This window comes from Bradyrhizobium sp. CB1015 (assembly GCF_025200925.1).
Classification (GTDB): Bacteria; Pseudomonadota; Alphaproteobacteria; order Rhizobiales; family Xanthobacteraceae; genus Bradyrhizobium.
Genome location: NZ_CP104174.1, coordinates 1,078,451 through 1,091,764, shown reverse-complemented (window position 1 = coordinate 1,091,764; position 13,314 = coordinate 1,078,451). Strand labels below are relative to the sequence as shown.

13 protein-coding genes are annotated in these 13,314 nt (G+C 65.4%); 5 read left to right on the top strand and 8 right to left on the bottom strand.

Annotated elements, in window-relative coordinates; genetic code table 11:
- Positions 1-56: 56 nt before the first annotated feature.
- From N2604_RS05015 to N2604_RS05000, 4 genes are all read right to left on the bottom strand, one after another.
- The gene (locus N2604_RS05015) at positions 57-470 is read right to left on the bottom strand and encodes a DUF1850 domain-containing protein (protein WP_260374084.1); all 414 of its coding nucleotides are present in this window, start codon (positions 468-470) and stop codon (positions 57-59) included.
- Complete coding sequence (locus N2604_RS05010; protein ID WP_260374083.1) at positions 431-2,542, bottom strand: TRAP transporter permease; 2,112 nt, start codon at positions 2,540-2,542, stop codon at positions 431-433. Before N2604_RS05010 ends, N2604_RS05015 begins: the two co-directional genes overlap by 40 nt.
- A 199-nt stretch (positions 2,543-2,741) precedes the next feature.
- Positions 2,742-3,689, bottom strand: a complete 948-nt coding sequence (locus tag N2604_RS05005; RefSeq protein WP_260374082.1) for a TAXI family TRAP transporter solute-binding subunit — start codon at positions 3,687-3,689, stop codon at positions 2,742-2,744.
- 310 nt (positions 3,690-3,999) lie between these two features.
- On the bottom strand, positions 4,000-4,479 hold the full coding sequence (locus N2604_RS05000; protein ID WP_260374081.1) for a hypothetical protein: 480 nt from the start codon (positions 4,477-4,479) through the stop codon (positions 4,000-4,002).
- Between the two features lie 193 nt (positions 4,480-4,672).
- On the opposite strand from N2604_RS05000, the gene N2604_RS04995 reads away from it, so the two are divergent.
- Entirely contained in the window at positions 4,673-4,978 is a 306-nt protein-coding gene (locus tag N2604_RS04995) for a hypothetical protein (protein WP_260374080.1), read from the top strand.
- Positions 4,979-5,154: 176 nt separating this feature from the next.
- Here N2604_RS04995 and N2604_RS04990 read toward each other — a convergent pair whose 3' ends face one another.
- Both N2604_RS04990 and N2604_RS04985 read right to left on the bottom strand, forming a co-directional pair.
- Complete coding sequence (locus N2604_RS04990; protein WP_260374079.1) at positions 5,155-6,372, bottom strand: hypothetical protein; 1,218 nt, start codon at positions 6,370-6,372, stop codon at positions 5,155-5,157.
- 56 nt (positions 6,373-6,428) lie between these two features.
- Positions 6,429-7,058, bottom strand: coding sequence for a CoA pyrophosphatase (locus N2604_RS04985; protein WP_260374078.1), 630 nt, complete (start codon positions 7,056-7,058; stop codon positions 6,429-6,431).
- Positions 7,059-7,125: 67 nt separating this feature from the next.
- Here N2604_RS04985 and N2604_RS04980 point away from each other — a divergent pair, with 67 nt between their 5' ends.
- From N2604_RS04980 to N2604_RS04970, 3 genes are all read left to right on the top strand, one after another.
- The gene (locus N2604_RS04980) at positions 7,126-7,551 is read left to right on the top strand and encodes a PaaI family thioesterase (protein WP_260374077.1); all 426 of its coding nucleotides are present in this window, start codon (positions 7,126-7,128) and stop codon (positions 7,549-7,551) included.
- A 281-nt stretch (positions 7,552-7,832) separates the two neighbouring features.
- Entirely contained in the window at positions 7,833-8,855 is a 1,023-nt protein-coding gene (locus tag N2604_RS04975; RefSeq protein WP_260374076.1) for an aldo/keto reductase, read from the top strand.
- A 267-nt stretch (positions 8,856-9,122) separates the two neighbouring features.
- Positions 9,123-9,701 (top strand): hypothetical protein, encoded by a 579-nt coding sequence (locus tag N2604_RS04970; protein WP_260374075.1) that lies wholly within the window; start codon positions 9,123-9,125, stop codon positions 9,699-9,701.
- 3 nt (positions 9,702-9,704) lie between these two features.
- Here the strand turns inward: N2604_RS04970 and N2604_RS04965 are convergent, their stop codons facing one another.
- The gene (locus N2604_RS04965) at positions 9,705-11,264 is read right to left on the bottom strand and encodes an oleate hydratase (RefSeq protein WP_260374074.1); all 1,560 of its coding nucleotides are present in this window, start codon (positions 11,262-11,264) and stop codon (positions 9,705-9,707) included.
- 418 nt (positions 11,265-11,682) lie between these two features.
- Here N2604_RS04965 and N2604_RS04960 point away from each other — a divergent pair, with 418 nt between their 5' ends.
- The gene (locus N2604_RS04960) at positions 11,683-11,991 is read left to right on the top strand and encodes a hypothetical protein (protein WP_260374073.1); all 309 of its coding nucleotides are present in this window, start codon (positions 11,683-11,685) and stop codon (positions 11,989-11,991) included.
- Between the two features lie 42 nt (positions 11,992-12,033).
- On the opposite strand, the gene N2604_RS04955 is transcribed toward N2604_RS04960, so the two are convergent.
- Positions 12,034-13,305 (bottom strand): NAD(P)/FAD-dependent oxidoreductase, encoded by a 1,272-nt coding sequence (locus N2604_RS04955; RefSeq protein ID WP_260374072.1) that lies wholly within the window; start codon positions 13,303-13,305, stop codon positions 12,034-12,036.
- Between the last annotated feature and the right edge of the window lie 9 nt (positions 13,306-13,314).

Here is a 13,314-nt window from a genome sequence, read left to right as displayed (position 1 = left end):
GGAGCGCAGCGCAATCCGGGGGCAGTGGTCCCGGATTACGCTGCGCTCCATCCGGGCTACGGTTCTTTGCAGACGCTCATCTTGGTGACGTTAGCACCAACGGGATGCCCAACAATCTCCGACAATGTCCGGCACTTCCCGTCATGGCAGAGTCGCCATTCCCCCGCCGCGCCCGAATTGCCGAGCACCAATTCCGGCATCGGCGCACGCTGCGGCCGCCATTGAAACCAGCCGTCGACCAGCCGCGCCTCGGCCGGCGGCTCCATGCCGGGGCCGGTGCCCTTGACGCGGGCCTGCACCAGCTCGAGACCGGCGGGCGTGAGGCGCCAGTCCTCCTGCCATTCAACCTTCGCGATCGAATGCGTCCAGACAAGCGTGAAGGCTGTGAGGGCGAGCGCCTTCACGCCGCCGGCTGCCGCAAGACAGAGACTCACACCGCCTCGACCGGCGCCGGCGGACGCTGCCGCCATTGCCACAGCACAAGCGCCGCGGCGAGCACGAAGCCCGCGGTGTCGCTGAACGGGAATTCGCCGAGCAGGCAGAACGCCGCGCCGAGCGCGACCAGGCGCTCGATCAGCGTCAGCCGCGTGAACAGGAAGCCGATCGCGACCATGCCGAACAGGCCGATCGCCGCCAGCGCCTTCAAGCTCGCCAGCGCCACCGCGCCGTAGAAGCCGAGCTTGGCCGCCATGGGATCGCCGGCCTGCAGCATCAAGGCCGGAGAATAGACGAAGATGAAGGGAATGACGTAGCCGGCGAGCGCGATGCGCATCGCCTCCCAGCCGATCTTGTCAGGATTCTCCTTGGCGATCGGCGCGGCGGCAAGCGCGGCGAGCGCCACCGGCGGCGAGAGATCGGCCATGATGCCGTAATAGAATGCGAACATGTGGCTCGCGATCAAGGGCACGCCGAGCTTGGCCAGCGCCGGCGCGGCGAGCGCGGCGGTGATGATGTAGGTCGGGATGGTCGGGATGCCGGTGCCGAGCAGGATCGACAGCAGCATGGTCATGACCAGCGCCAGGAACAGGCTCTTCTCGCCGAGACCGATCACCCAGCCGCCGAAGATGGTGCCGACGCCGGTCTGCGACATCATGCCGATGATGACGCCGACGATGGCGCAGGCCATGCCGACGGTGATGGCGGATTTCGCGCTCTCGGCCAGCGCATCGCGGCAGGCGCGCAACGCCGCAAAGCCGCCGCGCACGAACGCCGTGATCACGATCAGCCCGACCACGACGGTCGCGACCGGCACGATCTGGAGGCCGTCGCGCGACAGTGCCGCGACGACGAGCGCGAGCCCGACCCAGAAGATGGTGCGGACCACATTCGAGGAGGCGCCCGTCGTGATGGCAGTGCCGAGGATCAGCGTCACCGTCAGCGCAAGGCCCATGCTGCCGGCGTAGAGCGGCGTGAAGCCCTCGAACAGCATGTAGACAAGGGCGGCGAGCGGCAGCACGAGGTACCAGCGCGTCACCAGCGCCTTCCAGGCGCTCGGGATCTCCGAACGCTTCATGCCGACGAGGCCGTGCTTGCCGGCTTCGAGATGCACCATCCAGAACGCGGAGGCGAAATAGAGGATCGCTGGGATAGCCGCCGCCTTGACGATCTCCGAATATTGCACGCCGAGCGTCTCGGCCATGATGAAGGCGACAGCGCCCATCACCGGCGGCATGATCTGGCCGCCCATCGACGCCGTGGCCTCGACGCCGGCCGCGAAGGCGCGGCGGTAGCCGAACCTGATCATCAGCGGGATGGTGAACTGGCCGACGGTGACGACGTTGGCGACGCCCGAGCCGGAGATGGTGCCCATCATGCCCGAGGCGAACACCGCGACCTTGGCAGGTCCGCCGCGGGTGCGGCCGAACAGGCCGAGCGAGACGTCGGTGAACAGCTGGATCATGCCGGCGCGCTCCAGGAACGAGCCGAACAGGATGAACAGGAAGATGTAGGTCGCCGAGACGTAGATCGGCACGCCGTAAAAGCCTTCGGTGCCGAACGACAGATGCGTGACGATCTGGTCGAAATCATAGCCGCGATGGTTCAGCGGCGACGGCAGGTACTGCCCGAAAAACCAATACAGGAGACACGCGCCGCACATCAGTGGCAGCGCCGCGCCCATCAGCCGCCGCGTGCCCTCGAAGATCAGCACCGCGAGCAGCGTGCCGACGGCAAGATCGAGCCTGGTCGGATCGCCGTCGCGCGCGATCAGGTCGGCATAGAAGATCCATTGGTAGAGACCGCAGAAGAAGCCGGCAGCGCCGATCGCCCAGCCGAGCGCACGGCCAAAATTGCTCTTCGCGGTGAAATTGGCGATCAGGCCGAAGGTGAGCAGGAGCAGGAAGCCGACATGGACGCCGCGGACCACCTGGCTCGGCAGATAGTTGAAGGCGGCGACATAGAGCTGGAAGGTCGCGAACGCGATGCCGATCCAATAGGCGAGCTGGCCCCACCAGCCCGGACCGAAGCCTTCAGGAAAGCCATGCTCGAAATTGTCGAACTCGACCTTGATGGGCTCTCGAGTGCCCTCAGCCTTTTCCAGCATTTCAACCCATCCCAATCGTCGAGCGCTTATATCACTGGCACGGTCGATCCGCGTCGTCATGCCCGGGCTTGTCCCGGGCATCCACGGTCTTCTCGCCTGCCCATAGAACGTGGATGGCCGGGCCTTCGCCTCGCCGAAGCGGCTTCGGCCGCGCAGGCGGGACACGCCCGGCCATGACGCCCTGCTGCGAGAGCCGACCTTACTTGATCAGCCCCTTTTCCTTGTAATAGCGGATCGCGCCGGGGTGCAGCGGAACCGGGCTGCCAGTGGCGGCCGTTTCGAGCTTGATCTCCTTGCCCGCCGCATGCGCGTTGACGAGTTCCGGCAGCGACTCGTAGACCAGCTTGGTCATCTGATAGGCGAGATCGTCCGATACGGCGGAGCTCGTGACGAGATAATTGATCACGGCCGCGGTCGGTACGTCCTTGTCTTGGCCCGTATAGGTATTGGCCGGGATGGTCGCCGCGACGAAGGGCGGGCCGATCTTGTCGACCGTCTCCTTCGGCACCGACACCACGGTGATCGGGCTCGAGGTCGAGAGGTCCTTCAGCGAGGCGACGCCGAGGCCGGCCGATTGCAGCGTGGCGTTGAGCTGCCGGTTCTTCATGAGATCGACGGATTCGGCAAAGGGCAGATATTCCACCTTGCCGAGATCCTTGTAGCTCATCCCGGCAGCGGCCAGGATCGCGCGGGAGTTCAGCTCGGTGCCCGACTTCGGCGCGCCGACCGACAGGCTCTTGCCCTTGAGGTCGGCCAGTGTCTTGATGCCGCTGTCGGCGGTCGCGACGATCTGGATGTAGTTCGGATAGATCGCGCCGATGGTGCGCAGCTTGTCGAGCTTGGTCTTGAAGCCCGCCTCCTCCTCGCCGTCCCAGGCGGCCTTCAGCGAGTCGCCCAGCGTGAACGCCAGCTCGCCGCGGCCCTGCTGCAGCAGGATCAGGTTCTCGACCGACGCCTTGGTGGCCTGCACCTGCGTCTTCACGTTCGGAATCTTGTCGCCGTAGATCTTTCCGATCGCGACGCCGAGCGGATAGTAGACGCCCGAGGTGCCACCGGTCAGCACGTTGATGAAGGATTGCGCCTGCGCGCAAGGTGCCGACGCCGCCAGAGCAAGAGCCGCGGCCGCGCCGAAAATAGTCCGTTTCATGGTTGTTGTTCTCCCCAAACCGGCGGCGAAATTGGCCGGATGAGGGGTGCGGGTCAACCCATCCAAAAGGCAAAACAGGACTGCGGCAAAGGGCCGTTCCGGCTGGGTTTTTTGGAACCGGACGGTGCGGCGAGGTGGCGCACAAGGTCGTGCTCACATGAGGTTCGCTCACGCGTGCCGCGGGCTCGCTCACCTCTCCCGCTTGCGTTGTGGAGACACCCTCTCCCCAGCCCTCCCCCGCAAGCGAGGGAGGGAGCGCACCTTCTACAAGGCGATGGTCGGGCCCGGCCTCATCGCACGTAGCGCTCCCTCACTGGAACGTCATGTCCAGGCATTTGGAGATGTCGGAGCCGAGGCCGGAGGAGATGATGATGCAGCCGCGCACCTTCTGCGCACCGACGTCGGCGGCCCAGACCGAATAGCCGCCGGGGCCGAAGAACGAATTGGTGTTCGGCGGCTCGGTCTCGGTGGCGTCGAAATCATACTTGCCGTCGGTCTCGAAAATGCGCGGCTTCTTGGTGCAGCCGCCGTCGGTCTGGACGTTGATGACTTCCTTGTTGTCGCGGGTCAGCGCCAGAGAGACCTGGCAGCGGAAATATTCCGAGGTCCTGGTGTTGAAGAGATAAGTGTAGGACTTGCAGGTCGCCGTGTTCAGCTTGCCCGGGGCAAGGCCGCGGCTGCACGAAATCCGCTGGTTGTGGCTGAGCTGGTAGTCATCGGCTTGGGCGGCCGGCGCCAGCGCGGTAAGCAGCAGCGCGGCAGCCGAGCAGGCTTTAACGACAAGGTTCATTCGAATCACCCCCACCAATATTTTTGTCGAGTTGCGTTCTAGACGGAAAGCGGAACATAGTCGCGAGGGGACGAAGGGAAAATCACAAACTGCTGGCCAAGAGGTGATGCGCTGCGGCGCTTTCGCAAATTGACCGGGACGCATCGTTCGTGATTTGTTCAAGCCTGGAATGTCCCGACCTTGGGAGGATGGGATGACGGCATTTTCAATCAAGACATTTGCAACCGCAGCCGCGCTCGGCGCATTGGCAGGGCCCGCATTGGCGCAAACCGCAGCAATGCCCTGGGAGCTCAAGCCCGACACCGGCTACGCCTACGACAAAGACGGCAAGACCTATTCCTACAAGATGGGCACCAGCAACGCCGGTGAGCTCTTGAAGGGCGCCAAGAAGGTGCCCAGGGGCACGCTGTTCTTCATCGGCCACAACGGCCAGCTCTACATGCGCACCGGCCCGTATCTGGAGGGCGACGGCAAGTTCAAGTTCGGGCCGGATCAGTAAGTCCCTTTTTGTCGTCCCGGGGCGCGCGAAGCGCGAACCCGGCAACCCATACCACAGGGAGCAATTGCGGCGCGAAGCTGGTAACCACGAGTCTTCGCCAAACTTGATCCTGTGGTTATGGGACCCGGATCTACGCGCGCCTAAGGGCGCGCTTGTCCGGGACGACGGCGTGTTTCCTAAAACGCCCCTGCCAGCTCCCTTGCGCCGGGTTTGCTGCTGTTGAAGTCCATGCGCTCGTCCGTCACGGCCAGCAGCTTCGCCACCGTGTTGTGGCGGATCGCGACCGGGTTGCGCTCGTAGCCGCCGCGCTGGAAGAAGTTCGAGGTGGGCACCTGCTCGCGCATCGCCTGCGGCATCGTCACCATGTCGAGGCCGGTACCGTCGCCGGTGAGATTCATCATCTCGAGCTCGGCCGCCGAGAGCGGGCGGGTGAAGCCCTTGGCGCGGGCGAACAGCACTGACGTCAGCAGCTTGTGGGTCTGCAGCATCGGGCCGATGTCGATGTCCAGCACCATGGCATGCATGGCCCAACCCTGCGGCGTGTTGCCGATCTTCTCGTGCTCCGACCAGGTGTCGGGCACCGACTTTGCATGCGCCACCATCTTCTTGAGCACGGCGAGCTTGTGCTCGAGCGTCTGGCGCGCCGGCCCCGAGGCCCGCGCCACCTTCTCGGACAGCGCACGAATGAATTCGTGGCCCTGCTCGGCAAGCAGCTCGACGCTGTTGGTGGTGAGCAGCTGGTTGTAGCCCATCGCAGTCGAGATCGCGCGCTTGCCGCCATGCTCGATGCCCGCCTGCACGTCGTAACTGCCGGTGCCGCCGGTCTCGAACGAATAGACCCGCACCGCCTGCTCGCGCGTCAGCCCGGAGGCCAGCGCGTAGCGCGCATAGGCGCGCTTGAACTCGAGCTCGCTGGACGGGCGCTGCGGCGTGAACTGGTAGTGCTCCTGCGCCGCGCGCAGAAGATCGGCGACCACGGGGATTGGCTTCTTGGGGGGCCGGTCCGGCGTTTCCTCCGGCTCCGGGTTCACCGGCTTCTTCGGCCCGGTATAGAGCGGCGGATGCTCCAGCACGTAATCATCCAGCGTAATCTGTTGCCCGCTGCGCCGCTTGGCGTTCCGCGCCTTCCGCTTCTCGGAGATCTGGCTCCAATAAGCACCGGCCTCGGCATCGAAGGCCGCGCGCGCGGCCTGATATTCCGCGAGCTTGCGGCGATATTCGAGCACGGCGGGCGACGCCCCCGCGCCTTGCGCGAAAAACTGCGACAGCAGCTGGGCGTTGGCATTGCGAATTGCGGGCGGCAGCGCGTCGGCCTCGGCGCCGCGCGCCGCGGGCGAGATCAGGACGAGCGCGAGCGGAACCAGCGCCAATTTGTTTCGAATCGAATGATGCATGCTGCCCTCTTAGCAGGCATCCGGTAACCGTCACGTTAACGCGCCGTTTACCATCGTCACCTCCAGGCAAATACCGGCTGTTCCAGGTCGGTGACGCGGGTGTGCCGCCCCGCCAGCACCTCGCGGAACTGGTAGATCAGCGCCGCGGTCGGGGCGTGGATCAGGCTCATCTGGTGATGGAAGCGAATCACGCGGCGGCTGCTCTCGGGGATCGCGGTGAAATCGAAGGCATCGTCGCGCTCGATCGTGGCCAGCGCGATGCGATGCACGGAGGCGACCTCGTCCGGGTTCGGGCGGATCGCAGCCCTGTCGGCCGCCCAGACCACGACCGGCGTGATCAGATAGCCCGAGCGCGTCGGATAGTCGTCGAGGAGGCCGAGCACCGCATCGCCTGACAGCTCGAGTGCGAGCTCTTCGTCGAGCTCGCGCAGCGCCGCCTCGACCGGCGTCTCGCCGGCATCGCAGCGTCCGCCGGGCAGCGCCCATTGGCCGCGATGGGCCCGCAGGTGCGAGGCGCGCCTGGTGAGCAGGAAGGCGGTGTCGTCGCCGTCGTCGGATTCAGTCAGCGCCAACACCACCGCGGCGCGCTTCAGCGCCGACGGCGCGGCGATCTCGGGCAGCCGCGCGAAGGCCGCGCAGGCCTCAGCGATATTCCGTCTGGTGGCATCGTCGAACGCTCTCATCATGCTTGACTACACCAGGACCGCATCTGATGAAACGAGGAGAGATCGCGTTGCGAGGATGGACGACGACATGACGAGCAAGGCCGCCGCAAGGCTGAAATCAGAGGGCTGGAGCATCCTGGAGACCACGGGCTTCCTGCACCTGATCGGCCCCTTGTGGGAGCGCAAGGTCGACGGCCATTACGAGTTCGCGCTCGCGACCGAGGACAAGCACCACAACCGCCGCGGCATGGTCCAGGGCGGCGTGATGATGACGTTCGCCGATCGCACCTGCGGCATGACGGCCCGCTACGTCTCCGGCAAGGAGTACCTGGCGACGGTGCAGCTCGACACCCATTTCGTCGAGGCCGGCCAGATCGGCGACGTCCTGATCTCCCGCCCCCGCGTGGTGCGCTCGACCCGCAGCCTGATTTTCATGAGCACCGAGTTGACGGTGGACGACCGCTGCATCGTGATGGCGAACGGCGTGTTCAAGATCTTGAAGGGGCCGGGGTAGGCGGTCAGGCTGTCACCGTCGCAGCCACACACTCGCCGTCGTCCCCGCGAAGGCAGCGCGAACGCGGGGACCCATAACCCCAGGGAGGAGTCGTAGCGCGCCGCCGCCAACTCCGAGTCTTCGCCAAACGCGATCCTGAGGTCGGTCCCGGATCTACGCGCGCTTGTGGCGCGCTTGTCCGGGACGACGAGAGGTGATGGCATTTCTGGATTGCTCGCTGCGCTCGCAATGACGGGCGTTGCTGGCTATGCTGGCCTCCATAAAACATCGAGGATCCGCCCATGCAATACCGTCAGCTCGGCCGCAGCGGCCTGAAAGTGTCGCCGATTTGCCTGGGCACCATGATGTTCGGCGGGCCGACCGATGAAGCCACCTCAAAGCGGATCATCGACAAGGCCCACGACGCCGGGATCAATTTCATCGACACCGCGGACGCCTATTCGAAAGGCGGCTCGGAGGAGGTCGTCGGCCGCGCCATCGCGCGCAATCGTGGCGCCTGGGTGCTTGCCACAAAGCTCGCCAATCCCATGAACAACGAATTGGGCGATGATCCCAATCGCGGCGGGCTGTCGCGGCGCTGGGTGTTCCAGGCGGCGGACGAGAGCTTGATGCGGCTCGGCACCGATCACATCGACATCTACTATCTGCACAAGGAGGATCATGCCACGCCGCTGGAGGAGACCGTGCGCGCGATGGGCGACCTGATTCGATCAGGCAAGGTCCGCTATTTCGGCGTCTCCAACTACCGCGCCTGGCGCGTCGCCGAGATCTGCAACATCTGCGACCGCCTCGGCATCGATCGGCCCGCGGTGAGCCAGCCCTATTACAACGCCATGAACCGCATGCCGGAGGTCGAGCATTTTCCGGCCTGCGCCTATTACGGCCTCGGAATCGTGCCCTACAGCCCGCTTGCGCGCGGCGTGCTCACCGGCAAGTACAAGGTGGATGCAGCTCCCGACAAGGAGACGCGCGCCGGCCGCAACGACACGCGCATGATGCAGACGGAATGGCGGCCGGAATCGCTCCGGCTTGCGCAGGAGATCAAGGCTCACGCCGAGAAGAAAGGCATCACCGCCGGCCAGTTCGCGGTCGGCTGGGTGCTCAACTCCGCCTTCGTCTCGTCGGTGATCGCCGGTCCCCGTACCGAGGAGCAATGGGACGGCTACATAAGCGCGCTCGATTATCGTTTCAGCGCGGAGGACGAGGCGCTGATCGACCGCCTGGTGACGCCAGGCCATCCCTCGACGCCGGGCTATAACGACCCGGCCTATCCGATCGAAGGCCGTCGCGCTCGGACGGCGTGAAGACGGGGGACCTACATCGACCCATGGCCCCGCGATAGGCGCTGGCAGGCGGCGATGCTCTAAGCTCCGCCACGAAAAAAACACCGCCCTGATGGCATGTGCCCGCTGGGACGGTTCGGGCGATTTGGACCAATCGCCGTCGGGGTTGACGCGGTGGTATTCCAGGCGGGACTTACAGCACAAACGGGATCGCAACCAATTTGCGGTTCGATGGTTATGGTGCGGAACTTTTCCGCCGCCATGGCCCCCTGGCACATGAGTCCGACGATGCGCCTTCGCCGATTGGTCCTCGCCGCGTTGCTCGTGGTCTTGGCAAGTCCTTGTTTTGCCGAGACTTCCAAACCCATTCCGGTCAACAATCCGCCGGCGCAGCCGAACGCCTTCATCGATCTCCTGGCGCTGATGTCGGGCCACTGCAAGACGTTCAGGGTCGCAGGCCGCACCTTGCCGTGCAAGACGTTGGCCTATGCCCACGGCGACACGGGGCGGGTCAATTTCGCGGTCGCGGTCGACGATCCCTCCGACGACAGTCATGTGGTGTCGTTCTCCGGCGAGAACGGCAAGCGCGCCGACGACAATTCCTACGAGCTGCCGATCGACCGCATGCTGCTCAACTCCAAGAACCGCCCCAAGGTCGACGGCCTGCCGGTGCCGGCCGAGCAGACCTCGACCGGGATCTGCCGCCAGACCGGCAATTTCGCCGCCAGGAAGGTGAAGGACGTCACCTGCTCGGCGACCGACAGCCAGGGCCGCAAATACGAGCTGCTGTTCGTCTCCGACGGCACGCCGGTCAGCGTGCGCCGTATCCGCCAGTCGGCACCCTCGATCCAGGACCCCTTCAAGTAGTCATCACGCGAACGCTTTCTCCAGCGTCGCGAAGATCACCGCGAGCGACTTGTCGTGCCGCGTCACCGGCGGCACCGGGCGATCGATCTTCATGAGCTGATAGACCGCCATCTGCGCGGCACGCACCGAATATTCGACCGTGAACACGACGTCGTCGGGAATTTCGACGAACTGGCTGACGAAAGCGAGGTTGACGGAATTCCTGGGCACCGGCAGCGGCCGGTCGGCCAGGTTGCGCGGCATGAACATGCTGGTGATGTAGGGCATGCGGCAGGGAATGCAGATCGCGTCGTCGAACACGACGGGATCGAAGTTCAGGTGACCGCAGAGCTCCTTCAGGATCTCGGCGCCGCCGCAATCGGACATCGGCTTTGCCACGAAATTGCCGATGCGGTCGGGATGCAGCGCATAGCCCCAGAACACCTGCACGTTCTTCGGCTGTCCCGTGAAATGCGGCTGGTGATAGAGCACGACCGACATCAACCAGTTGGAATCCTTGAACGTGACCAGCCCGCCGGTGCCGGCCCTGTTGCCGGAGAACGCCTCCATCTGGTCGAAGAAGCGTGGATCGCGGCAGGTGACGGTGAAGGACAGCCAATAGGATTCCGGGATCGAATTGTTGAACGCCGACGGATTGCCGAATTCGGGACGTCCTTGCGCGATCGTCTCCCACAGCGCCCAGCCCTGACTGTCGGCCTTGGTCAGGCGCGGCGGCGGCTCGGTCATCGAGCCCAGGCTCGAGGCATCCGTCATCGAGCCGTTCTGGAAGAAGACGATGTCGTCGTCTTCGAGCCGGACGTTGGCGGTGCGGCTGTCGCGGTCGAGCGTGAGCTGGCGCACCCGCAAGCGCCCGCCGTCGGTCTCGAACGCCATGTCGACGACGCGCGTGCCGCGCACGAACTGCACGCCCTGGCGCTTGAGCCAGTCCGCGAGCGGCCGCACGATCGCGTCATACTGATTGTAGACGGTGCGCTTGACGCCGCCGAGCGTTTCGATGCGCGGAAACTCGTTCATGAAGCGATGCAGATAGCGCTTCAGCTCGACCGCGCTGTGCCAGGGCTGGAAGGCGAAGGTGGTCTGCCACATGTACCAGAAATTCGATTCGAAAAATCCGGGCGACAGCCAGTCGGTGATGCGGCTGTCGCCGAGCGTCTCCTCCGAAGCCTCGGTGAGCCGGAGCAGCTCGAGCCGGTCGCGTGCGGAGAAGCCCATATGCGAGACATCGACCTTGAACCGGTTACGGTCGACCAGACGTGCCCTGGAGTGCGCCGGATTCTCCACGTTGAATGCGACCGTCTCCTCGCGCACGCTGCGGCCGGGATGCTCGAGCGAGGGAATGCTCGACAGCAAATCCCAGGTGCATTCGTAATGGTCGGTGGTGAGCATGCGCCCGCCGCGAAGCGAATAGGCGCCGTTCGGCAGCTGCGCGCCGTCGAGGCTGCCGCCGACCAGCGGCTGCGCCTCGTAGATCACGATGTCGCGCCCCGGCAGCTGAGCATCGCGGACGAGAAACGCCGCGCCCGCGAGCGATCCAATGCCACCGCCGATGAAATACGCCTTCATGACCTGCCTCGATTCTTCGCTCCGATGTCGCGGTGACATTGCATCGGGCGGCGACTGTGAAAGTTGCGCTGGATCAAGCGCCGCCGGCATGCAGATCACGTTGCGTTGAGCCATCCGTGTCCCGGACGCGCTGCAGCGCTCCTTGCGCTGCTGCGCAGAGCCGGGACCCATGCAGCGGGCGCACCAGGGGCCCCGGCTCAGCAGCGCATCGTCGAAGAGACGCTGCGCTGCGTCCGGGGCACGAGCCGAAAGGCCACGCCCCGTTCATGCGACGATAGAGCGCGCGGCCCTTGCTCGTTCACAAACGTTAACGCACGTTCATCGGGAACTGAAAATCTGCGTCGTTTCGACGCCCGCACCGGCCGGAACGCGCGGGATGCTCATGTGTTGTCACGCAACATTCAACTGGAGTGATGACATGAAATATCTCATTGCCGCGATCGCCCTCGGTGCTGCGGCGTTGGCCGGCGGATCGGCGAACGCGGCCGGCAGCGTAAGCGCCAAGCAGACCGCGCAGGAAAGCCAGTCCACCGACTTCAGCGCGCACCGCAGGCACTACCGCTGGCACGGTCACCACCATCACTGGCGGCATCATCACGGCTATTATCGGCCGTATTACGGGAGCTACGGCTATTACCCGCGCCATAGCTATTACGGCGGCGGCCCCTATGGCTACTACGGCGGAGGCCCCGGCGTGACATTCAGCTTCGGCGGCGGTCGCTGGTAAGACGGAAAGACGAGAGGCCCGCAGAGATGCGGGCCTCTTTTGTTATTCTCGCAGGATCGCGCCCGCCGTCTCCAGGCCACTCGCCAGAGCCGCCTCGACCGTGCCCATGTCGCGGCCGCGATAGAGCGCTTCACCGGAAAACAACACCAAGCCGTCGGCACGCGCGAGGATCGCTTGTGCCTCCCGCGTCCGCGGCGTCGCCCACGAATAGGCGCCGCGCGCAAAGCGATCATGCGCCCAGTTGGTCGCAGCAGACGCCACCAGCTCGCGGGCGATGTGATCGCGCGGCAGGCCAAAGACGGCGGCGAGCGAGCCAAGCCCGACGTCAATGAGTGCTTGCGCGTCGAGGCTTTCCAGCTCCGCCGTGCGCGGGCCGCCGAACCAGCCCGTGAGCACGGGATGCTGGTCCGGGTAGCGCGTCCACCATACCGGGATCGCCTCATCCGACAGCAGGAAGGTCATGTCGGCAAGGTCTTCCTTGCGCTCGCGCCACCATGGGCGCGCGAAGCGCAGCACGATCTTGATGACGTTGCCGAAGCCAATGTCGTCGGCAGCCGCAAGCTTCGCCCGCGCGCCTGCCGGCAGCGCGATCTCGCGCAGCAGCGGCAGCGGCACGGTGACGATCACGCGGTCGCAGGTGTGGACATCGCCGCCGGCGCAGCGAACGATCACCGCGCCGTCCTCCTCCGCAATGGCCGAGACGACGGAGCCGAGGCGGATGGTGACGCCATGCCTGCGGCAGTCGGCCGCCATCAATTCGATCATCGCGCCGTAGCCGCCGGCGATGCGCGCCTGCGGAGCGTGCCCGCCGTCCATCCATTCCGCGCGCAGCGCCAGCGTGGAGGCGCGTTCTGGATCGGCCGCGTCATAGCCCTCGACCATCCGCTCGATCGAATGGCGCATCGGCGCGTAGTCGTCGCCTGCAAAATGCCGGCGCAGGAAGTCGGCGGCCGTGAGGTCGTCCTTCAAGTTCCCCAGCACGGCCTGAAGCTCCGCCTCATGGGGATCGTCGTGCGCCTCGCGCGTGAGCTTCGTCCCGTCAAAGCTCCACTGCTCGCCTTCGATCTCCAGAAGGGACAGGCCGGCCTCGCGCAGCAATGCGCGCGTGATCGGCGCCTCGCCATGAACGAACTCAGCGCCGCCATCGGCGGCATAGCCGAATTCCGAGGCCGGCAGCGGATGAATGCGGCCGCCGCAGCGCCGGCGCGCCTCCAGGATCGTCACCTTGCGGCCGGCACGCGCCAGCTCGCGCGCCGCCATCAGGCCGGCCGCGCCGGCGCCGATGATGACGATGTGCTGGGACGGATCGGACATGGCCGCGCC

Coding starts and splice junctions, on each gene's coding strand:
- N2604_RS05015 (WP_260374084.1), bottom strand. CDS start 470: ATGGCGGCAGCGTCCGCCGGCGCCGGTCGAGGCGGTGTGAGTCTCTGT.
- N2604_RS05010 (WP_260374083.1), bottom strand. CDS start 2,542: ATGCTGGAAAAGGCTGAGGGCACTCGAGAGCCCATCAAGGTCGAGTTC.
- N2604_RS05005 (WP_260374082.1), bottom strand. CDS start 3,689: ATGAAACGGACTATTTTCGGCGCGGCCGCGGCTCTTGCTCTGGCGGCG.
- N2604_RS05000 (WP_260374081.1), bottom strand. CDS start 4,479: ATGAACCTTGTCGTTAAAGCCTGCTCGGCTGCCGCGCTGCTGCTTACC.
- N2604_RS04995 (WP_260374080.1), top strand. CDS start 4,673: ATGACGGCATTTTCAATCAAGACATTTGCAACCGCAGCCGCGCTCGGC.
- N2604_RS04990 (WP_260374079.1), bottom strand. CDS start 6,372: ATGCATCATTCGATTCGAAACAAATTGGCGCTGGTTCCGCTCGCGCTC.
- N2604_RS04985 (WP_260374078.1), bottom strand. CDS start 7,058: ATGATGAGAGCGTTCGACGATGCCACCAGACGGAATATCGCTGAGGCC.
- N2604_RS04980 (WP_260374077.1), top strand. CDS start 7,126: ATGACGAGCAAGGCCGCCGCAAGGCTGAAATCAGAGGGCTGGAGCATC.
- N2604_RS04975 (WP_260374076.1), top strand. CDS start 7,833: ATGCAATACCGTCAGCTCGGCCGCAGCGGCCTGAAAGTGTCGCCGATT.
- N2604_RS04970 (WP_260374075.1), top strand. CDS start 9,123: ATGCGCCTTCGCCGATTGGTCCTCGCCGCGTTGCTCGTGGTCTTGGCA.
- N2604_RS04965 (WP_260374074.1), bottom strand. CDS start 11,264: ATGAAGGCGTATTTCATCGGCGGTGGCATTGGATCGCTCGCGGGCGCG.
- N2604_RS04960 (WP_260374073.1), top strand. CDS start 11,683: ATGAAATATCTCATTGCCGCGATCGCCCTCGGTGCTGCGGCGTTGGCC.
- N2604_RS04955 (WP_260374072.1), bottom strand. CDS start 13,305: ATGTCCGATCCGTCCCAGCACATCGTCATCATCGGCGCCGGCGCGGCC.